General features: G+C 47.9%; 18 protein-coding genes. 1 reads left to right on the plus strand and 17 read right to left on the minus strand.

Annotated features, from left to right (window positions below):
- Positions 1-31 precede the first annotated feature (31 nt).
- The 6 genes from rplW to M1403_02245 form a co-directional block, all read right to left on the minus strand.
- Positions 32-340, minus strand: coding sequence for a 50S ribosomal protein L23 (gene rplW, locus M1403_02220; protein ID MCL4397823.1), 309 nt, complete (start codon positions 338-340; stop codon positions 32-34).
- Complete coding sequence (rplD, locus tag M1403_02225) at positions 330-830, minus strand: 50S ribosomal protein L4 (protein ID MCL4397824.1); 501 nt, start codon at positions 828-830, stop codon at positions 330-332. The genes rplW and rplD overlap by 11 nt, the downstream gene beginning before the upstream one ends.
- A gap of 4 nt (positions 831-834) precedes the next feature.
- On the minus strand, positions 835-1347 hold the full coding sequence (rplC, locus tag M1403_02230) for a 50S ribosomal protein L3 (GenBank protein ID MCL4397825.1): 513 nt from the start codon (positions 1345-1347) through the stop codon (positions 835-837).
- Positions 1348-1455: 108 nt separating this feature from the next.
- Entirely contained in the window at positions 1456-1764 is a 309-nt protein-coding gene (gene rpsJ, locus M1403_02235; protein ID MCL4397826.1) for a 30S ribosomal protein S10, read from the minus strand.
- Positions 1765-1851: 87 nt separating this feature from the next.
- Positions 1852-3039, minus strand: a complete 1188-nt coding sequence (tuf, locus tag M1403_02240; GenBank protein MCL4397827.1) for an elongation factor Tu — start codon at positions 3037-3039, stop codon at positions 1852-1854.
- 107 nt (positions 3040-3146) lie between these two features.
- Complete coding sequence (locus M1403_02245; GenBank protein MCL4397828.1) at positions 3147-3440, minus strand: hypothetical protein; 294 nt, start codon at positions 3438-3440, stop codon at positions 3147-3149.
- A 111-nt stretch (positions 3441-3551) separates the two neighbouring features.
- Here M1403_02245 and M1403_02250 point away from each other — a divergent pair, with 111 nt between their 5' ends.
- Positions 3552-3926, plus strand: a complete 375-nt coding sequence (locus M1403_02250) for a hypothetical protein (GenBank protein ID MCL4397829.1) — start codon at positions 3552-3554, stop codon at positions 3924-3926.
- A 633-nt stretch (positions 3927-4559) separates the two neighbouring features.
- Here the strand turns inward: M1403_02250 and fusA are convergent.
- The 11 genes from fusA to M1403_02305 form a co-directional block, all read right to left on the minus strand.
- The gene (gene fusA, locus M1403_02255; protein ID MCL4397830.1) at positions 4560-6671 is read right to left on the minus strand and encodes an elongation factor G; all 2112 of its coding nucleotides are present in this window, start codon (positions 6669-6671) and stop codon (positions 4560-4562) included.
- Between the two features lie 70 nt (positions 6672-6741).
- Positions 6742-6918: a hypothetical protein gene (locus tag M1403_02260; GenBank protein MCL4397831.1), complete on the minus strand. Its 177-nt coding sequence runs from the start codon at positions 6916-6918 to the stop codon at positions 6742-6744.
- A 4-nt stretch (positions 6919-6922) separates the two neighbouring features.
- Positions 6923-7387 carry a 30S ribosomal protein S7 gene (rpsG, locus tag M1403_02265; GenBank protein ID MCL4397832.1) on the minus strand — a complete coding sequence of 155 codons (465 nt, stop codon included), beginning with the start codon at positions 7385-7387 and terminating at the stop codon, positions 6923-6925.
- Positions 7388-7393: 6 nt separating this feature from the next.
- Positions 7394-7831, minus strand: coding sequence for a 30S ribosomal protein S12 (gene rpsL / locus M1403_02270; GenBank protein MCL4397833.1), 438 nt, complete (start codon positions 7829-7831; stop codon positions 7394-7396).
- A 4-nt stretch (positions 7832-7835) separates the two neighbouring features.
- The gene (gene rpoC / locus M1403_02275; GenBank protein ID MCL4397834.1) at positions 7836-11558 is read right to left on the minus strand and encodes a DNA-directed RNA polymerase subunit beta'; all 3723 of its coding nucleotides are present in this window, start codon (positions 11556-11558) and stop codon (positions 7836-7838) included.
- Complete coding sequence (locus tag M1403_02280; GenBank protein MCL4397835.1) at positions 11551-14955, minus strand: DNA-directed RNA polymerase subunit beta; 3405 nt, start codon at positions 14953-14955, stop codon at positions 11551-11553. The genes rpoC and M1403_02280 overlap by 8 nt, the downstream gene beginning before the upstream one ends.
- Positions 14956-15072: 117 nt before the next feature.
- Complete coding sequence (gene mltG / locus M1403_02285; GenBank protein MCL4397836.1) at positions 15073-15972, minus strand: endolytic transglycosylase MltG; 900 nt, start codon at positions 15970-15972, stop codon at positions 15073-15075.
- Between the two features lie 4 nt (positions 15973-15976).
- Positions 15977-16156, minus strand: coding sequence for a hypothetical protein (locus M1403_02290; GenBank protein MCL4397837.1), 180 nt, complete (start codon positions 16154-16156; stop codon positions 15977-15979).
- A gap of 2 nt (positions 16157-16158) precedes the next feature.
- Positions 16159-16497 carry a RuvX/YqgF family protein gene (locus M1403_02295; protein MCL4397838.1) on the minus strand — a complete coding sequence of 113 codons (339 nt, stop codon included), beginning with the start codon at positions 16495-16497 and terminating at the stop codon, positions 16159-16161.
- Entirely contained in the window at positions 16494-17198 is a 705-nt protein-coding gene (locus M1403_02300) for a sortase (GenBank protein MCL4397839.1), read from the minus strand. Before M1403_02300 ends, M1403_02295 begins: the two co-directional genes overlap by 4 nt.
- Complete coding sequence (locus tag M1403_02305) at positions 17198-19459, minus strand: baseplate J/gp47 family protein (GenBank protein ID MCL4397840.1); 2262 nt, start codon at positions 19457-19459, stop codon at positions 17198-17200. Before M1403_02305 ends, M1403_02300 begins: the two co-directional genes overlap by 1 nt.
- Positions 19460-19490: the final 31 nt, after the last annotated feature.

The raw sequence follows: 19490 nt of genomic DNA on the forward strand, positions 1-19490 counted from the left end.
AAACCTTCGCGATAGTGTTCCGCTCATTTTCTTAAGCATGGCTTACCTCCTGTCCGGCTGTATCAAATAAATCAATTTTTTGTTCTTTAGGTAATTCCACGATCGCTTTTTTCCAGTCGGTTTTTCGGGAAACTTCCCGGGTTTTTCGTGACAGGGATGTTTTGCCTTTGACGGTAATAGTTTTGACCGACAATGGCGTAACACTAAAAGCTTTGGTAATTTCGGCCAGGATTTGCGCTTTGTTGGCTTCTTTAGTCACGGCAAAAGTATAGCGGTTGACTGCCGCATCTTTCATGGATTTTTCCGTGACTACCGGTCTTAATAAAATATTACTCTTCATAAATTTTCTCGGCTTTCATAACCTCATAAACGTTTAACTGATTTTTTGGCATTATTGTTAGATTGGCAATGTTTCTTCCTGCCAGCCAAACCTTCGGGTTGTATTCTTTGGTAACCAGTAAGGTACTTTTCTTCGTGTCCAAGAGTTTCGCTAAAGTCTTCGTTTTACCATCGACTTTAGTTAAAGTTATTTTTTCCGCCTTTTTCAGTTTCAGCGCTTCTTCCAGAGCTTTCTGCTTCATTTGCTTAGACAATTTCAGGCTATAATCCCGCGGTTTAGGAGCAAAAGACACGCCGCCGCCAACAAAAATCGGAGCCTTCCGGTCGCCATGTCGCGCGCCGCCGGTGCCTTTTTGCTTATAAAGTTTTTTCCGGGTTCGATTTACTTCCGCCCGGGTTTTAGCATTTTGAGTCCCCTGCCTTTGGTTAGCTAGGTAAACTCTAACTGCTTGCGCTATAAATTTCGCTGGGTTGTTTTTCTTTTCTGCCATGTTTTTATTCTTTAGTAATTTTAATTAATCCGCCTTTGTTCCCCGGAACAAGACCTCTTATTAAGAGTAAATTCTCTTCTGGTTTTACATCGAATATCTGTAAACCGGTCACGGTTCTTTGGACATTCCCCATGTGTCCGGCCATTCTTTTTCCGCGGTAAACTCTTCCCGGAGTAGTTGACTGGCCGATGGAACCCGGATGTCGGGCCCGCACCGACTGGCCATGAGTCTTCGGACCGCCATGAAAATGATGGCGTTTCATCACCCCGGCAAAACCTTTACCCTTTGATATACCGGTAACTTTTACTTTATCTCCCGCAACAAAAACATCGGAGGCTTTTATTGGCTCTCCGACGGTTAAAGTTTCTCCGAGTTCCCGAGTGTATTTACCAACAGTCACCTGACGGGAATTTTTAATGGCTAGAGGCTCGGCCTTTATCATGGTAACCGGCACGCGGAAGCCTTCCTTATCATAGGCTTGTGACTGTCCGACTTTAAAACCGTAAAAAGTGTCCATAACCATCAAAAAAGCCCCGGACTAAGGGGGCTTTCAATTAGCTCCTCCCTACTTCCGACTACACTAGTTAGTGAGTTTAGGGCCTACTAACATTCAAATCCAATTTTACTACATCTTGATCTCGATGTCCACTCCGGCAGGAAGTTCGAGATGCATTAAGCTGTCGATGGTTTTGTCGGTGGGTTCAATGATGTCGATGAGGCGTTTGTGAGTTTTAATCCAGAAGTGTTCTTGGGAGTCTTTGTCGGTAAAGGGCGATTGGCCAACGGTGATATGGGAAGTTTCAGTTGGAAGAGGGATGGGACCCACAATGGAAGCGCCGGTCCTGATGGCGGCGTCTAAAATTTGCTGACAGGTCGAGTCCAAGACCCGACCATCATAAGCCTTTAACCGAACTCGAATTCGTCCTTTTGGCATAAGGTTTTCCCTCCCGACCCCCAACCGTCAAGGTGCGACTAAAAAAGCGGGCACCGATTTGTGATGCCCGCTTGGGACTTATCAAAATTAGGCGATAATTTTTGTGACCACTCCGGATCCCACAGTCTTGCCGCCTTCGCGAATGGCAAAGCGCATCCCATCCTCCATGGCAACCGGTTGAATGAGCTTGATTTTCATCTTCGCGTTATCTCCCGGCATCACCATTTCCACACCCTGCTCCAAGGTGACTTCCCCGGTCACATCCGTGGTGCGGATGTAGAACTGCGGGCGATACCCGGAAAAGAACGGCGTGTGACGGCCACCTTCTTCTTTGGCCAGGATATATACCTGAGCCTCGAACTCCGTGTGCGGCGTCACTGAGCCCGGTTTGGCAATCACCTGACCGCGCTCCACCTGGTCTTTTTCCACGCCGCGCAAAAGCAGTCCGACATTATCGCCGGCCTGGCCTTCATCCAACTGTTTGCGAAACATTTCGACCCCGGTAACGACGGTCTTTTGAGTCGCTTTCAGACCAACGATTTCCATTTCTTCGTTAACCTTGACGACACCACGCTCGATTCTTCCAGTCACGACCGTGCCGCGGCCTTTGATCGAGAAAACATCCTCCACCGGCATCAGGAATGGTTTATCCAGTTCCCGAACGGGAGTGGGAATGTAGCTGTCGACCGCATCCATTAGCTCCATGATGTGTTTTTCCTGTTCGGCATCACCTTCCAAGGCTTTGAGGGCCGAACCTCGAATGATCGGCGCTTTGTCGCCGTCAAAACCATATTTGGTTAACAGCTCCCTAACTTCGACCTCAACCAAATCGAGTAGTTCCGGATCCGACACCATGTCGACTTTGTTTAAGAAGACGACAATGGCCGGCACATTAACCTGCTTGGCCAACAGCAAGTGCTCCCGGGTTTGAGCCATCGGACCATCAGCGGCGGACACGACCAAAATCGCGCCGTCAACCTGAGCCGCGCCGGTGATCATGTTCTTGATGTAATCGGCATGGCCCGGCATATCAATGTGGGCATAGTGCCGTTTCTCGGTTTCATACTCAACATGGGTGATATTAATCGTGACGCCACGGGCTTTTTCTTCCGGAGCGTTATCGATTTGATCGTAGGCCAAAGCTTTCGCAAAGCCTTTCTTGGCCAAAACGGTCGTAATGGCTGAAGTTAAAGTGGTCTTACCGTGGTCGACATGACCAATGGTCCCAATGTTAACATGGGGCTTGGAACGAGTGAATTTTGCGGCATCTGCCATATTCTTTTAATTTATTAATTGATAAATAACTAATAGAGCCAAAAGATGGCTCTCTTACGCGATTGTTACGATTTTAAAGCAGAGCTCAAACGATTGCAATAGGGAAACTAGCAGGCGAAGACTTTATTCTCCAACCGCTTTAGCCTTGGCAAAATGTTCTTATCTATTTCCGTGTTTGTAGCCGTAACCGCATCGAAAAGGGTATCAAAACCCTCGGTCATCTCCTTATGCAAACTGTCTATTTTTGTGTTTAACCTAATATCAACGTCAGTGATTTGCTGCTTGATACCATCTAACTCGCCATAGATGCCGACTATCTTTCTGTCGATAGGCACCAGTTTTTGGTCAATTAATTTCCCGATATTTTCTAGCGTAAGGTCGTTTTTCTTCGGAGACTTCATGTCATCATGATCTCACAACTTTTGCTTAAAAACAATCCATCCAACTAAATTCTTATAATAGGATTACAAACACTTTACTTATTTGCTTCTGGCCTATAAACTGTAATAAATATGGCAACAAAGACACAAAAGATCGTAAAGGGAAAAGAAACCAACGTTAACGTATGGCTTGGTCTAATATTTTTTATTTCGATCGTCTACAAAATAATCGAGTCAAACCCCAGTGGCGCAATATCGGTAGTAGCGATTGGTATATCAGTAATCTGGAATTTAGTCAGCTCCCCAATTATTGTCTTAGCGATAATAGCTTCAATTTTCTTTGGAAACTGGCAAAACTGGTTTAAAACAGACATAGAAAAGGAGTACGACAAAGAGCAGATGGGTTGGCTGTTGAGTAAAATCGGAGATATTCTTAATTGGATATTTCTTCTTTATGGTATTCAAATAGCGTTTATGATAATAAAAACGCTATGGAGACTAGCCTGAAATAGCTTCGATAATTCCCCCGGAATCCTAAAATTCTTGAAGCTCCGAAACTTTAGCTAACGGAACTTGACCATACTGATTTAATTGATATATAAGGAGGTGATTATATGGACGACCAAGAAAAAATAAAGACTTCGATAACGGATTCAGGTGGAAACATCGATCCGGACAAATTGGCTTACATGCTCTACATGATCCAAAAGGAGTTAAAAGATCTTAACAAGATAGCGAACGTTGAGAGGTGAGCTGTTCTTGGCAAATACCCGCAGGGAAAAGATCCTCTTTTTAGGGAGTAAGCATTAGTCTCGTTTTACCCAGATACCATTTTTTATGATATATGGGCCATCGACGGGGCTCTGGCTTACGACCATGAGCAAAATCCAAAATACCATACCTTTTCACCTCCTCTCGTAATTTTTAGTGGCTAACTGCCACCCTCCCCCGAGAGGGGTGCTTTCCCCTGCAGATTTTTACCTGCAACTTTTCAAAGTGCAATAAAAAAGCCAACCATAAAAGGTTGACTAAGTGGTTATATTTTGGCACTCTAACGGTTAGAGTGCAAGGCCAAAAATCGACGAAAAAAGAGCGAATTATTTAAGAATTACTTCTTCGCAACAATTTGTCAGTTGCTGGTTAACTCTGTCTCACAGTTCCTGATTTTGAAACCAGCTGTTCCTGGATGTTTCGCGGGACTTCTTCGTAGTGGGAAGCTTCCATGTAATAGGAAGCCCGGCCCTGGGTGATCGAGCGCAGTTTGGTCGCGTAGCCGGAAAGTTCGGCCAGCGGGACCATAGCCAAAATGATCGTGGCGTTACCCCGTTTAGAAGTGCCAAGTATCTGGGACCTTTTAGCGGATAAATCGCCGATAACATCACCCATGAATTCGTCGGGGGTGGTCACTTCGACCTTCATTATTGGTTCCAGAAGAACCATATCCGCCTTTTTACAAGCGTCCTGAAGAGCCATAGAACCCGCTATTTGAAATGCGACATCGGAGGAATCAACATCATGATAGGACCCGTCGTACAAAGTAACTTTAATATCGGTCATCGGATAGCCGGCCAAAATGCCGTTATCAGCGCATTCTTTCGAACCTTTTTCAACCGGCGGAATGAATTCAGCCGGGATGGCACCACCCTTGATGGCGTTCACAAATTCCCAGCCTTCGCCGCGCGGTTTCGGTTCTACTTTCAGAAGAGCATGGCCATATTGCCCGCGGCCACCGGTCTGGCGGATATATTTCCCTTCGCCATTGGCATCATGCTTAATAGTTTCTTTATAAGCGACTTGCGGTGCCCCAACATTAGTGTCGACACCCATTTCGTCTTTCATTCTTCTGACCCAAACTTCCAGTTGTAACTCTCCGACTCCGGCAATAATCGTCTGGCCGGTTTCTTTATCGCTTCTGACATGAACCGTCGGGTCTTCTTCCATAACCCGCTGTAGGGCATAGCCCATTTTCTCCTGATCGGATTTAGTCTTGGGTTCAATAGCCAAAGAAATAACCGGCTCGGGGAAAGTAATTCCTTCCAGAACAATCGGATGTTGCGGGTCAGAAAGAGTGTCGCCGGTGCGGGTATCTTTGAGACCAACTACCGCCACAATTTCTCCGGCGTAAGCTTCCTCGATATCTTCCCGGTTATTGGCGTGCATCAACAACAGGCGGCCAATTCTTTCCTGCTGACCTTTAGTCGCGTTATAAACATAAGAGCCGGATTTGATAACTCCCGAATAGACCCGGACATAATAAAGTTTTCCCACATGCGGATCGAGTTGGGCCTTAAAGGCCAGACCGGTAAACGGCGCGTCGATTTTCTGTTCCCGAGTTTCTTCCTGACCGGTTTTCGGATTGGTCCCGGTAATGGCCGGTCTTTCCAACGGCGAGGGCAGATAGTCAACAATGGCGTCCAAAAGCGGCTGGACTCCCTTATTGCGAAGAGATGTTCCGGTGTACATCGGCACCAGTTGGTAGGAAATAACCGCTTTGCGCAGTCCCGCTTTTAATTCTTCCAGACTTAATGTTTCGCCGTTGAGATATTTTTCCAGAAGAACCTCATCGCTTTCGGCAATCTGTTCGACCAGTTGATGGCGATATTTATCGACTTCGGCTTTGTCCAATCCTTCCGGTATCTCTTTTTTGACCTCAAATTTGGCCCCAAGTTCGTCGCCGCCCCAAACATAGGCTTCTTCGGCCAATAAATCGTAAACACCCTTGAAGGTGTTCTCTACCCCGATTGGGAGTACCATTACCGCCGGTTTAACGCCTAATCTTTGTTTTACCGCCTCGACGGTTTTAAAGAAATTAGCCCCCAGTTTGTCGATCTTATTCACAAAAATAATCCGCGGGACTTTATATTTATCCGCCTGCCGCCAGACAGTTTCCGTTTGTGATTGCACGGTCTCCTCAGCATCAAGAATCGTGACCGCCCCGTCAAGAACCCGCAAGGACCGTTCCACTTCCGCCGTGAAGTCTACATGACCCGGAGTATCAATAATGTTAATGCGGTAGTCACGCCAGAAAGTGGTCGTGGCGGCAGAGACAATGGTAATTCCCCGTTCCCGTTCCTGAGTCATCCAGTCCATCTGGGTCGAGCCTTCATCAATGTCTCCGATTTTGTAAGTTTTGCCGGTGTAATACAAAATCCGCTCGGTCGTGGTGGTTTTGCCCGCGTCAATATGAGCAATGATCCCGATGTTACGGACCTTGTCTAAAGAAACATTGCGATTTTTGGTGGTGTCAGCCATTTTTACAAAAAATTCGTGCCGAACTTCCGGCACGAGATAATTATACAAAATTAACTTCGCCTAATCCAAGTTAATCCGAATAAACATTCGTAGAAAGTCTGGCAGCTCTTCTTCTTTTTAATCTTCGTCTGCTCTTCTCGACAAGGTTACTCGGGGTAGGTATTTCCACAACCTGCAACTGTCTTTCTATGCCATCTTTATCAGTAAAAACAATTTTCTTAATGGTCGATTCGTTAGCTTCTGTCATATTTTTACCACCTCAGGTGGGCAAAGACTTTGTTGGCTTCAGCCATTTTTTGAACCTGGTCACGCTTTTTTAAGGCGTTGCCGGTTCCGGCCAAAACATCATTCATTTCTGCCGACAGTTTTTCTGCGAAAGTATGGTATTCCTTATTTGAGCGGCTTCGGGCAGCCTCCAATAACCATTTGATGGCCAGATGGATTTTGCGGTCGCCTTTCACCTCTGTCGGAACTTGATACGAGGCACCTCCCACCCGGCGAGGCCGGACTTCCATCTTCGGAGCAATGGTATTAATAACCGTTTCCAGGGTTTTTGCCGGCTCTTCAAACTTTTTAAAAGCTTCGTAGATTTGGGCGGCAGCCACACTCTTTTTCCCGTTAAACATCGACTTGTTGATGAGTTTGGTCATCAATTTGCTGTTATAAACGGGATCCGGTGGTGTCTCTCTTTTGGTAATTTTTCTTGATCTTGGCATAAATTTTTAGGCAGCGGCTGCCGATTTGGGTCCGGTTTCGCCGGCCTTGGCACCATATTTACTGCGCGATTGTTTTCTTCCCACTACTCCGCCGGTATCAAACTTCCCGCGGACAATGTGGTATTTCACACCAGGCAAATCTTTTACCCGGCCGCCACGGACTAAAACTATCGAATGTTCCGCAAGAGTGTGGCCGACACCCTGGATGTAAGCCGTTACTTCCTGCTTATTGGATAAGCGGACCCGGGCGACTTTTCGCAAAGCCGAGTTTGGTTTTTTCGGCGTCATCGTTTTGACCACAGTACAGACTCCCCGCTTAAAGGGAGATTCAATATTTTCCATCTGCCGGTCCTTGGCGTTAAAAAATTTCCGCAGGGCTGTCGCCCGGACTTTTTTAGCCTTGGATTTACGGCCCTTTTTGATAAGCTGATTAATAGTTGGCATGGAATTATTGCTCCAATCGGGCTCTTTCCGCGCTCGTCGGAATTAAGCGTCCAATTATAACATTCTCTTTCAGACCTGTCAGACTGTCATCGGCGCCGTGCAAAGCCGAATCGGACAAAACTTCGGTCGTGCGTTCAAAAGACGCGGCCGACAGCCAGGAGCTGGTATATAGTGCTGCCCGCGAAACCCCCAGCATGGTTACCTGAGCGGTCGCCGGTTCTCCTCCGGCAGCAATAACCCGGGCGTTTTCATCTTCAAAACGCACTTTTTCGGCAAATTCACCCGGCAGAAAAACGGTATCACCCGAAGTTTCGAGCCGGACCTTGTCCGACATCTTCCGGACAATAACCTCAAAATGCTTGTCATTAATGGGAATCCCCTGGGATTCGTAAACCGCCTGCAACTCTTCGATTAAGTATTTCTGAGCACCAAACAATCCCCGGGCGGCCAGGACATCTTTAATATCCAGATAGCCGGAAGCCAGTTGTGTTCCGGCCGAAACCAAGTCGCCGTCACTGACTTTAAGCTGAGAAGTTAAAGGAATAATGTATTCCCGTTCCTCAACCGGTTTGACACCATGGCTGCGAACCCGAACTTTGTAGCCGTCGGGCGTTTCGGTAACTTCAACTTTCCCGGCAATTTCGGCAATCGGCGACAAAACCTTGGGCGAGCGGGTTTCAAAGAGCTCTTCTACCCGCGGCAAACCCTGAGTCACATCCGCCGCGACAGTACCTCCGGTATGCTTGGATTTTAGCGTCAGCTGGGTTCCCGGTTCACCAATGGACTGAGCAGCCACAATCCCGACCGGCACGCCAATTTCCACCAGTTGGCGGCTGCTAAAGTCCCGGCCGTAACACTTCTGGCACAAACCGTACTTGGCTTTACATTTCAAGGGCGAACGGACCAAAACGGACTCAATCTTTTCTTTTTCAATTTCGGCGACGGCCGCTTCGTCAATTTCCGCGCCTGCGGCCACAATGGCTTTTTTGCCACTCTTGATATCAACGGCGGCTACCCGGCCCAAAATCCGGGAAGCAAACGAGGCAGGTCGGTTATCACTGCGGAAAATCTCAATACCATCGTCCGTTCGGCAATCCTCGAGCCGGATAATCATATCATGCGAGACATCCACCAGCCGGCGGGTCAAGTAGCCGGCATCGGCAGTTCTGATGGCAATATCAGCCAAACCTTTGCGGGAACCCCGGGTTCCGGTGACATATTCAAAAACAGATAAGCCTTCGCGGAAGTTTGTCTTGGTCGGAAGAGAAACAATTTTTCCGGTCGGATCTACCATCAGTCCCCGCATACCGGAAACCTGCTTAACATTATCCCGGCTGGATTTACCAGCACCGGATTCCAGAATCGTTTTAACCGGATTATCTTTGCCGTAAGCTTCCCAAGTTAGATCTGTCACTCTATCCGTTACCCGAATCCAAATATCAATCTGCAGCCGGCGCATTTCTTCAGCGGTAATTAAACCGGCTTTGTAATTTTCTTCCACTTCGGCTGCTTCCCGATCCCCTTCGGCAATAATTTCCTCTTTATTGGGAATCATGATCATGTCAAAGATTCCGACGGAAATACCGGAAGCCATTGAGCCGGAGAAACCAAGGTTTTTCAGGTTATCTAAAAGTTTAACCAGTTCACTCTTTTCGACCAGATCCATCGCTTTGTTAAGGATAGACTTTAGTTTGCCGATGGTAATGGTTTCATTAATGTAACCAAGCTCTTTCGGAACAAATTCGTTAAGCATGATCCGACCCGCAGTGATTTCCATAGTCTGGTTTTCCTGGCGGACTTTAATTTTCTGGCGTAACTCAATCTTATGCTGTTGGTATGCAGTGATTACCTCTGCAAAATCGGCAAAAATTGTCTCGCTGACGGGCAGTTTCTCGTCAATCGAAGTAAAGTAATAAATTCCCAGAATCATTTCTTTGTTGGGGAACGCCACCGGCATGCCGTCAGCCGGTTTAAGAAGATTATGCTCAGCCATCATCAGATTGACCGCTTCGCTCTTGGCGGCACTTGACAAGGGCACATGAACCGCCATTTGGTCACCGTCAAAGTCCGCGTTATAACCCGTACAAACCAGCGGGTGAACCTGAATAGCCGAGCCCTCAATCAGAACCGGATAAAAAGCCTGAATTCCCAGTTTATGCAGGGTCGGCGCCCGGTTTAAGAGAACCGGATGATTCTTGGTAATTTCTTCCAGAATGTCAAAAACTTCCGGAGTCCGTTTCTCCAAAACATACTTGGCCGAGCGAACATTCGGGGAAGTTCCGCGCATAATAAGTTCCCGCAAAACGAACGGCTTAAACATTTCCAGCGCCATTTCCTTGGGCAATCCGCATTCAGACAAAGCCAGTTTCGGCCCGACGACAATGACCGACCGGCCGGAGTAATCGACCCGTTTTCCCAAAAGGTTCTGACGGAATCGCCCCTGTTTGCCCCGAAGCATGTCAGACAGACTTTTTAGCTCGTTTGTATTTGCCCGGGTACTGCTTCGCTGTGAAGCGTCAATTAACGCATCCACGGCTTCCTGAAGCATCCGTTTTTCGTTACGAAGAATTATGTTCGGCGCACCCAAATCGATCAGGTGCTTGAGACGGTTATTGCGGTTAATAACCCGGCGGTATAAATCATTCAGGTCTGAAGTGGCGAACCGGCCGCCAGTTAACTGGACCATCGGCCGCAAATCCGGCGGGATTACCGGGAGCACCGACATAACCGTCCATTCCGGACGGATGGCGTTTCGGCGCATTCCGTCAATCACTCGTAGCCGCTTTGTGGCTTTAACTTTTTTCTGGCCGGTAGCTTCAACCAGTTCTTCCCGAAGGCTAGCCGCGATTTTTTCCAGGTCCAGCTCTTTCAAAACTTTTTCGATGGCTTCGGCTCCCATTCCGACCTCAATAAAGTCGGCTGCGCCGTATTGGTCAAGCTTGAGATATTCGTCTTCAGTCAGTTCCGAAATCTTTTTGACGCTTTTAACTAGATCTAAAAGAGTCCGGTAAATCTCGCCCAGGCGCTGTTTTTCCAGAGCGTTTTCGCTCTCCAGTTTGGCGATTTTTTGTTTGCTGGACAGTTCGATTTCCGAGATTGTCAGCCCCAACTGGTCTTTATCTTTAATCTTGGCTCTTTGCTCTTTGATTTTCTCGTCACGCTCTTTTTCTTCTTCCTTCACCTGGCGATCAAAAGTCGTCGCCAACTCTTTTTGGCGCTCTTCCATGGTCTCTTTCAAAGTGGAAATCGCTTCATCACGCTTGCTTTCATCCACACTCAAGACAAGGTAGGAAGCAAAGTAAACGACGTTTTCCAGTGCCTTTGGTGAAAGGTCCAGTATCAATGACAACTTTGAAGGAGCTCCCTTAAAGTACCACACATGAACCACGGGAACCGCCAGGGAAATATGACCCATCCGTTCCCGGCGGACCTTTGACTGGGTTACTTCCACCCCGCACTTATCGCAGATAATTCCACGGTAGCGGATCCTCTTATATTTACCACAGTAACATTCCCAGTCCTTGGTTGGTCCGAAAATATTCTCACTGAACAGTCCGTCTTTCTCCGGCTTCAAGGTCCGGTAATTAATGGTTTCCGGTTTGGTTACTTCACCGTGCGACCACGCCAGAATCTGGGCCGGTGAAGCCAAAGTAATCTTCAAGCCCTTAAAGTCGACGATATTTGCCAGATTATCCTGCTGTGGTTTAGGATTGGTTAAATTATTCATGGGTTTCCTCCTTTATCTCTTCTTCACTTTTTTCTTCTTCAAGATTTTCGCCTTTTTCATGCGCTTCATGGGCTGAAGTTTCGGCAACATCGGTTTTGGCCTCCAGAACTTCTTCCATTTCCTTTACTTCTTTATCAGTTTTTTCTTTCGTTGGCAATGGGGTAGTCGTGGTTTGGGTTGTAGTCACAACCCCGGTCGGATTTATAGCCAAGCCCAAACTTTGCAGTTCTTTCACCAGAACTTTGAATGATTCCGGTATGGAAGACTGCGGAATATCCGTTCCTTTAACGATAGCTTCAAATGCTTTGGCCCGTCCGACGACATCATCGGATTTAATCGTCAGCATTTCCTGCAGAGTGTAAGCAGCCCGGTGCGCTTCCAGAGCCCAAACTTCCATTTCTCCCAACCGCTGACCACCCATTTGAGCTTTACCGCCGAGAGGCTGTTGGGTTACCAGTGAGTACGGTCCGGTCGAGCGGGCGTGCGTCTTGTCCTCGACCATGTGAATGAGTTTGAGGAAATAGCCCGTCCCCACAACTACCTTTTGAGCATAAGGATCACCGGTCCGTCCGTCATAGACAGTCACTTTGCCGTCGACCGGCAGCTTTGCTTCTTCTAAAGCTTTGACAATCCAGTCTTCAGCAATCTTTTCGAATACCGGCACGGCCACTCTTTTACCCGCTCCACTCATGGCCCAACCCAAGTGGGTTTCCAGAAGCTGACCCAAATTCATCCGGCCTAAAACCGACAACGGCGAAATAATAACGTCCACCGGAGTACCATCCGCCAGATGGGGCATATCCGCAATCGGCACAATCCGGCTGATAACCCCTTTGTTTCCGTGGCGCCCGGCAACTTTATCGCCGATCGAAATCTTTCTGAATTGGGCAACTTTTACTTTAATGAGTTTATTAGTTCCCGGCGGCAGCTCGTCTCCGACGCTTTTGTCCAGAATATTAATGCCGATGACTGTACCGCGTTCGCCGTGCGGCATGCGAAGCGAAGTGTCGCGTACTTCCCGGGCTTTTTCGCCAAAAATAGCGCGCAGAAGTCTTTCTTCCGCTGATAATTCTGTCTCGCCTTTCGGGGCAATTTTTCCAACCAGAATGTCCCCCGGCCCGACTTCCGCGCCAATGACCACAATTCCGGTTTCGTCCAGATTGGCCAGATCAGATTCGCCGACATTGGGAATGTCCCGGGTAATTTCTTCCGGTCCCAGTTTGGTATCCACCAGTTCGCACTCGTGTTCCTCAATGTGGATACTGGACAAAACATCATCGCGTACCAGTCTTTCGGAAATAATAACCGCATCTTCATAGCCATAGCCGTCAAAGTGCATGTAAGCAATCCGCAGATTAGCCCCCAGGGCCAGCTCGCCATGGTCCGAAGCCGGACCGTCAATAATAACCTGACCTGCTTTAACCTTGTCGCCGACTTTTACCAGAGTTCTTTGGGAATAACAGGCGCCGTTGGGGTTAGTCCGGTAGAATTTCGTCACTTTGTAGGTATCAGCCGTCTTTTCGCCAGTTTTAATCACGACTTTATCTCCGTCAGCAAAAGAAACTTCACCACCATGTTCGGCTTTAACCACCCAGCCCATGGCCCCCGCAACAGCATCTTCTACCCCGGTTCCGACAACCGGAGCCTGAGGACGCACCAAGGGCACGGCCTGAGCCTGCATATTTGAACCCATCAAAGCCCGGACACCATCATCATGCTGCAGGAACGGAATCAAAGAAGCCGCCGCCCCCACTACCTGTCGGGGAACTACATCGATTAAATCAGCTTCGTCAGTGTTTACTTCAATGAATTCACCTTTGTAGCGGACCGGCACCCGGCTGTCAGTAATGACTCCGTGACTGTCGATACCTACTCCGGCATGCGTAATTTTGGATTCGCGTTCGTCATCAGCGGCCAGATAAACAATTTCGTCAGTTAAAGCTACTTTATTGCCGGTCTTTTTCAGTTTCCGGTACGGCGCCAGTAAAAATCCATACTCGTCAACCCGGGCGTAAAGGCTCATGTAAGTAACCAGGCCAATGTTTGGTCCTTCAGGAGAACGAACCGGACAAATCCGGCTGTACTGGGAAGAATTAATATCCCGAATTGAAAAAGAGGCCCGGTCCCGGGAAATTCCGCCGACACCCATGACAGTTAACCGACGCAGACTGTCGACTTCCGACAGCGGATTGGTCTGATCCAAAATTGACGAGAGCTGCGAAGTCCGGAAAAATTCGTTCACGGCCGAAATAATCGGCCGGGCGTTAACCACCTGGTTGGGCATCACCTTGGTTTTCGGATCCAGAAGGCTCATCCGCTCTTTAACCGCCCGTTCCAATCTCAAAAGCCCGTCACGGAAAGCGACATTGCCCACCAGTTCCCCAACCCGGCGCAGCCGCCGGTTACCCAGATTATCAATATCGTCAGTGTAAGTGTCGGGATCGTTTTTTTGCAGGCGAATGAGGTATTTGATCGTCGCCACAATATCTTGCCGAGTAATAATCTGATTTTCCGGAATATTGGGAACATTTAATCCCAGGCGTTTATTAATCTTATAGCGGCCGACTTTGCCTAAATTGTAGCGGCGCGGCTGGAAAAATAGCGAGGCAATATAGTCCATGGCAGTTTCGGCCACCACCGGTTCGCCCGGGCGCATCTTTTTATAAATTTCCATGGCGCCTTCGGCGCTGCCGTGAGTCACATCTTTTTTAAGGGTAGCTTCAACCAGTTCGTCATCACCCAGAGCTCTTTTAATTTCTTCGTCAGAGCCAATGCCGATGGCCCGCAGGAAGGTAGTGACCGGGAATTTGCGCCGGCGGTCAATCCGGACAGAAATCACATTATTGCGGCTGATGTTAAATTCCAGCCAGCTTCCTCTCAGGGGCCGGACCTCCGAAAAATAAAGCATTCTGCCGGTGACGGGATCAATGTCGCCCAGGAAATAGACACCCGCAGAACGAACGAGCTGGTGAATAACCGCCCGCTCAATGCCATTAATAATGAAGGTGCCCGAGGGAGTCATTACCGGCACCTCGCCAAGGAATACTTCCTGAGAAGTGGTTTCGCCGGTTCGCTTATTGAGAAGGGTAGCTTGGACCCGGATCGGCATGTCAAAGGTAACACCTTTCAGGGCTGCGGAGACCGCCGTGTATTTCGGCTCGCCGAAAGTGTATTTACCTAAGGATAATTCCCAGTTCTTGCCGGTGAAATCAGAAATGGGCGAAACTTCGGCTAAAAGTTCGCCGATACCCTCATCGAGAAATTGCTGATAAGATTCGCGGTGGATAGAAACGAAGTCTAACTGCGGTAAAGAAGGATAGGATTTACCCCAATAAAGCCGTTCTACGGGCTTGGAGTCGGAAATTTTCGCAGCCGGTTTTTGGTTTTTCTTGGCCATCAACAAAAAGTGTCCCGAAGGACTACAAAAACTAGCGAACCTACAATATGTTCGCCTAAAGACTTCTATTCAACTGAAGCTATTTTAGCAGAAAATCAGGTTTCGTCAAGAGGGAAACTACTGGACATAATTAGCCACATTGGCGTTGTGTTCCTGGAGGGTTTTGGCAAAATGAGAGACGCCGTTTTTGTCGGCCACATAATATAAATAGTCGGTCTTGGCCGGATTAATCGCGGCCTGAATAGAAGCCAAGCCTGGATTACTGATTGGCCCTGGCGGCAAACCGGCATTTTGGTAGGTATTGTAAAGTGATTTAATTTTAAGATCGTCGAGAGTTAAATTCTGTTTCCAGTATCCAAGAGCATATTGGACTGTGGCATCAATATCCAAGGACATCCCTGCTTCCAGGCGGTTGTAAATGACACTGGCAATGAGTGGCCGGTCCTGTGGGTGTTTGGCTTCCCGTTCAACCATCGACGCGACAATTAGTTGTTGCGGGGTAACACTGGCGACTCTTGCGTCAAAAGTTTGCCGCATCAGTTGACGGACACTATCAATGGTGGCTGTCCGGGGAACCAAGTAAGTTTCAGGGAAATATTTTCCCTCTTCGTTCCAAGTACCAACAGGCTCGGAAAGACCTTGTTTTTGCAGGTAACTAATGATTTCTGAACTTCGCCAGCCTTCAGGAATAGTAATTTTCACCTGTTCTTCCATGCCAAAAGTCAACGCTTTGGCAATTTCGGGAGTACTCATGGCCGGGGTAAGTTCAAAGGTTCCTGCCTGCGGATTTTTTTCCAGCCCCAGCCGGACCAAGAGAAAATAAACAATCTGGTTACGAATAAGCCCTTTTTCTTTGAGGTTATTGGAAACTTCCCTGACGGTATCGCCTTTGGCGACCACAAAAGTCAGGTTAGTTTTGTCCGAAGTATTCACCGGCAGGAGGGAAACTTTCCACCAAAAAGCAGTCCCGATAACCAGAAGCACGAGGAGCCCGCCGGCCAGAATTAGCCTTTTCATGGTTTCAGACCTCATCCATTTTGGCCCGACGGAATTTTCCACTTTCTTCAACATAAACCCGTTTGCATTTACAAATCACCATTTTCCCGTCTTTTTTACCTTTGGCCAGCGGCATACCGCAACCAACGCATTTGCCCTGGGAAAGTAACCACGCCTGAACGGGAGAAATTAAATTCTTAAACATGTTTACATGTTATCTAAGTAACGCTGCAAAATCAAGGCCGCAGCCACAGCGTGCTGTTTTTGCTTATCTTTAGTTTTTATTCCGGCCGCTTCCACGCTGGTTAAAGTTTCGTCGACCGTTTCGATGGGCATTTTTGTCCAGGCCGCCAGCTTGTCGACAAAGACAAGGGTCTTTTTGGCCATGTTTTTCTCCGAAATACCCACCACCACTTTTTCAGGCTTTAGTCGTTCTACTTCTGCAAAAATATTTTTCGTGGGGACGGTTTTAAGCGGATCGGCCAAACTCCCTTCCGAAGTGGCTATACCGCACCAGCTTTCACCATAATCTACTCCTAGAATCATATCTGTATTAATTTAGCCCGGATAATGCCCCGTTTCCAGATTGTTCCCGGGGGAACGCAGGTGATTAAAGTGACATAAGAGGTATCGAATTTTTGCTCCAGAACGGAAATATCGTCCGGATCGACCACTTTTTTGTCAAAAACCTGATAATGGTAACGGACTCCGTCGGAATTAATATAAATATCGTCACCTTCGTTTAAATCCATGAGAAAAGTAAAAATCCCGGAATAATTTGTCGGGCTGGCAAACTGGGGCAGCTCCGAATGGCCGAAAATAATGTTATTCCCCCACTGCCCCGGCCCCGGTGAAGTCGGCCAGGCAACCAGAGATTTTTTTAGGTCTCCGCCAACTACAACATTAGCACCGTTTATTTTCAATTTCGGGATAGTGAGGGTATAGGCTTTCGCCACCGCTGACTGTGCCGCTAATACTTGACCTGAATTGGCAAACCAGGTAGAAGGATCATAAGATTGGTCCTCCTGCGCCCGGACTAACGGCCCAAAGGTCGAAGCCAACGGAGAAACTATTTTTGTACTTACCGACGGCATGACAAAGAAATACCACCCGACCACCGGCCAGGCTGCCTGAAAAATTAAAAAAATCCCTAAAACCAATAACAGGAGTGAGAAAATTCCGGCGGTTTTCGGATGCCGACGGGGAGGCTTAATTACCCGGGCCGGTCCTTTTACATAAGTGTCCATTAATCAGTTACCGTTTCCAATTTTAAGTTTTGAGCACGCCAGGGGAGGAAGTAATTAATAATACTTTGGAAAACCCGAGGCTTTGCTTCGATATCAACACTGTCAACCCCTGTCTGGGCCGTCAAAATTTCCGTCGCTTTAGTCGGGTTCTTCCCGACAATCTCCCGACTTAGTTGATCCAAATCCACCTGAGGCAGCATTGAAGCCGCCAGTTGAACATCCAAAACGGCGTTTCCTGATTTATCCAGCTTCGTCGATTTAATCTCGGGTTTAGCCGTATCTTTGGCCAAATAGTAACCAGAGGGGACATCGCTGCCAAATTTTTCCAGGAATTTATCGGTCAAATCATCCCGGGAAACAGTTACCCCTTTAAAATTAATTGTCAGATCGAGGCTGACCATATCGGCTTCAGCATCAACATCTTTAGAATAGCGTTTTTGAGTAATTTGCGAAGTTATGGCGTTAGGTAAAAGAGTCTGACCGCTGTCCAGCTTGGTATTAAGATCGGCGGCAGCTTTTTGCTGCAGTTCCGCCGAAAGCGTCGCCAGCAGTCGATCCTGGTCGGCTTTTGTTACTACCGTCGCTTCGTGACTGTTACCTCCGGTTAAAGCCGCGTCATTTTTAGCCTGATAGGAACTGCTGGAAAAACTGCCAATGGTAAACAGAGTTCCGGCCGGCAGGTTATACTTATCCCCGATATCGGCCCCGGTAATCGCGGCGGTCGCAGTCACCTGAGAAGCTGCCCCCGAACCGGACGCCACGGATACATCACTGTTTAAAGTGAATTTTAATCCTTGCGGCGAGGTTAAAACGGTACCCGCCGAAAAGTTTTTGCTATCAGCCGTGCTATAAATTGTCACGCTGCCGTGCGCCTTGTCCCCGACCAGTTTGTTTCCCGTGGCCACGCTTTTCTTGGTTCCCATTTCTGACACGCTGACCATTTGTCCCGAAATTGTCGCTTCCATTTCCCGGTCAAAAGTTTCCGGTTTCAGATGAATAATTACCTTAGCCTGAGGCACCAGGTAGATTATTAATCCCCCGGCCACAAGAATCACCGCCAAGACCGCGGCCGCCAGAAACACCGGAACCGGCGGTTTTTTGGAAGAAAATGCCGGCGCGTTCACATTTACCATCTTTTTGTTTGGTTTCAGATTTTTAACCTGGGCCAAAATTTTTTCGATCATAGGATTAAGACTGCCAAAAATTTTTTTAAAATTAACCTTAGGCATCATCTTGGGCGCTTCAGCCTTAAACGGCATCGCCGGAACCGCCCTTTCCTCATGGGTCATCTCCTGTAATTTCCCGAAGTCTCCGTCGGTCACAAAACCGGCTTCTTCGGCAGTTACTTCTTCCAGCTCCGGTTCTATCCCTTCTTCCATTTCTTCAATTGCCTTTGCCTCCCGGACCTTTTCTTCTTCATTCTCTGCGTTATTTTTTCTTTCTTCTATCTTCTTTTCCGGCTCCCCTTCTTCCGCCGGGGCGCCCATCACATCAATTCTTCCTCCCATCTGTGTTCCTCCGGCAATGGCAATCGCTTTGACAATGAGGTCCCCGGACAAAACTTCTACCCGCGGGAAATGCAAAAAAGGTAAACTTTTTGTCCAGGGATGAGCCATGATTTTTTCTTCCAGAGTCTTAAGATCCCGGCGCCCATCATAAAGAATAATTCTGGCCGGAAGCACCTCTACCTGGGTAAACCGGCGCAAGGCCACTTCGATTCCGGCAGCCAGATTATTTACTCCGTCCGCGCTTTCCGGAATCGGAATCGTTCCCAAATTTTTGCCGGCTCTAAAAAGCGTGACCCAGCCGTTATCTCCGTCCAGACCAACTAAAACCGCGGTTAACGGTGCTCCTTCCGTTTCTTTCAGATAGTTTTCCAAAGCTTCAAAAAGCTGGACATAACCCAGGGGTCGCAAATCAAGTTCCTTACAAAGTTTGCGTAAAAGCTGCAGTTTCTCAGTGATAATTTTTCCCTCATTAATCCAATCCGGGCTAACCCCAAAAATAGTTTTGGCTGCCGGTAATTGCCTTTCTCCTAAAGCCGTCGAAACTGCCGCATCTGCTGCCGCAAGCAGTCCTTCATAACTTTGACTGTCAATCTTCTCGCCGCCGGTATTTTCCACCACCACCCGACCTTCCGAAACAGCCCAAACCGTGGCCAGAACCTCCGTCGAAGAAATTTTTACTGCCAGATACTGCTCTGCCGACTCTGACCGGGCAGATTTCCCTCCCACGCGAGAAAGAACGGAACTTAAATCCATTAACTCAGACTAGCACAAATGGTACAATTCT

It is taken from the genome of Patescibacteria group bacterium (genome assembly GCA_023380635.1).
GTDB lineage: Bacteria > Patescibacteriota > Microgenomatia > JAMCZE01 > JAMCZE01 > JAMCRP01.

Bases quoted from the DNA above. Each gene is read 5' to 3' on its own strand.
- M1403_02245 (MCL4397828.1), bottom strand. From the start codon at position 3,440: ATGAAGTCTCCGAAGAAAAACGACCTTACGCTAGAAAATATCGGGAAA.
- M1403_02300 (MCL4397839.1), bottom strand. From the start codon at position 17,198: ATGGACACTTATGTAAAAGGACCGGCCCGGGTAATTAAGCCTCCCCGT.
- rplC (MCL4397825.1), bottom strand. From the start codon at position 1,347: ATGGACACTTTTTACGGTTTTAAAGTCGGACAGTCACAAGCCTATGAT.
- M1403_02290 (MCL4397837.1), bottom strand. From the start codon at position 16,156: ATGTTTAAGAATTTAATTTCTCCCGTTCAGGCGTGGTTACTTTCCCAG.
- rpoC (MCL4397834.1), bottom strand. From the start codon at position 11,558: ATGAATAATTTAACCAATCCTAAACCACAGCAGGATAATCTGGCAAAT.
- M1403_02305 (MCL4397840.1), bottom strand. From the start codon at position 19,459: ATGGATTTAAGTTCCGTTCTTTCTCGCGTGGGAGGGAAATCTGCCCGG.
- fusA (MCL4397830.1), bottom strand. From the start codon at position 6,671: ATGGCTGACACCACCAAAAATCGCAATGTTTCTTTAGACAAGGTCCGT.
- rplW (MCL4397823.1), bottom strand. From the start codon at position 340: ATGAAGAGTAATATTTTATTAAGACCGGTAGTCACGGAAAAATCCATG.
- M1403_02295 (MCL4397838.1), bottom strand. From the start codon at position 16,497: ATGATTCTAGGAGTAGATTATGGTGAAAGCTGGTGCGGTATAGCCACT.
- rpsL (MCL4397833.1), bottom strand. From the start codon at position 7,831: ATGCCAACTATTAATCAGCTTATCAAAAAGGGCCGTAAATCCAAGGCT.
- rpsG (MCL4397832.1), bottom strand. From the start codon at position 7,387: ATGCCAAGATCAAGAAAAATTACCAAAAGAGAGACACCACCGGATCCC.
- tuf (MCL4397827.1), bottom strand. From the start codon at position 3,039: ATGGCAGATGCCGCAAAATTCACTCGTTCCAAGCCCCATGTTAACATT.
- M1403_02280 (MCL4397835.1), bottom strand. From the start codon at position 14,955: ATGGCCAAGAAAAACCAAAAACCGGCTGCGAAAATTTCCGACTCCAAG.
- rpsJ (MCL4397826.1), bottom strand. From the start codon at position 1,764: ATGCCAAAAGGACGAATTCGAGTTCGGTTAAAGGCTTATGATGGTCGG.
- rplD (MCL4397824.1), bottom strand. From the start codon at position 830: ATGGCAGAAAAGAAAAACAACCCAGCGAAATTTATAGCGCAAGCAGTT.
- M1403_02260 (MCL4397831.1), bottom strand. From the start codon at position 6,918: ATGACAGAAGCTAACGAATCGACCATTAAGAAAATTGTTTTTACTGAT.
- mltG (MCL4397836.1), bottom strand. From the start codon at position 15,972: ATGAAAAGGCTAATTCTGGCCGGCGGGCTCCTCGTGCTTCTGGTTATC.
- M1403_02250 (MCL4397829.1), top strand. From the start codon at position 3,552: ATGGCAACAAAGACACAAAAGATCGTAAAGGGAAAAGAAACCAACGTT.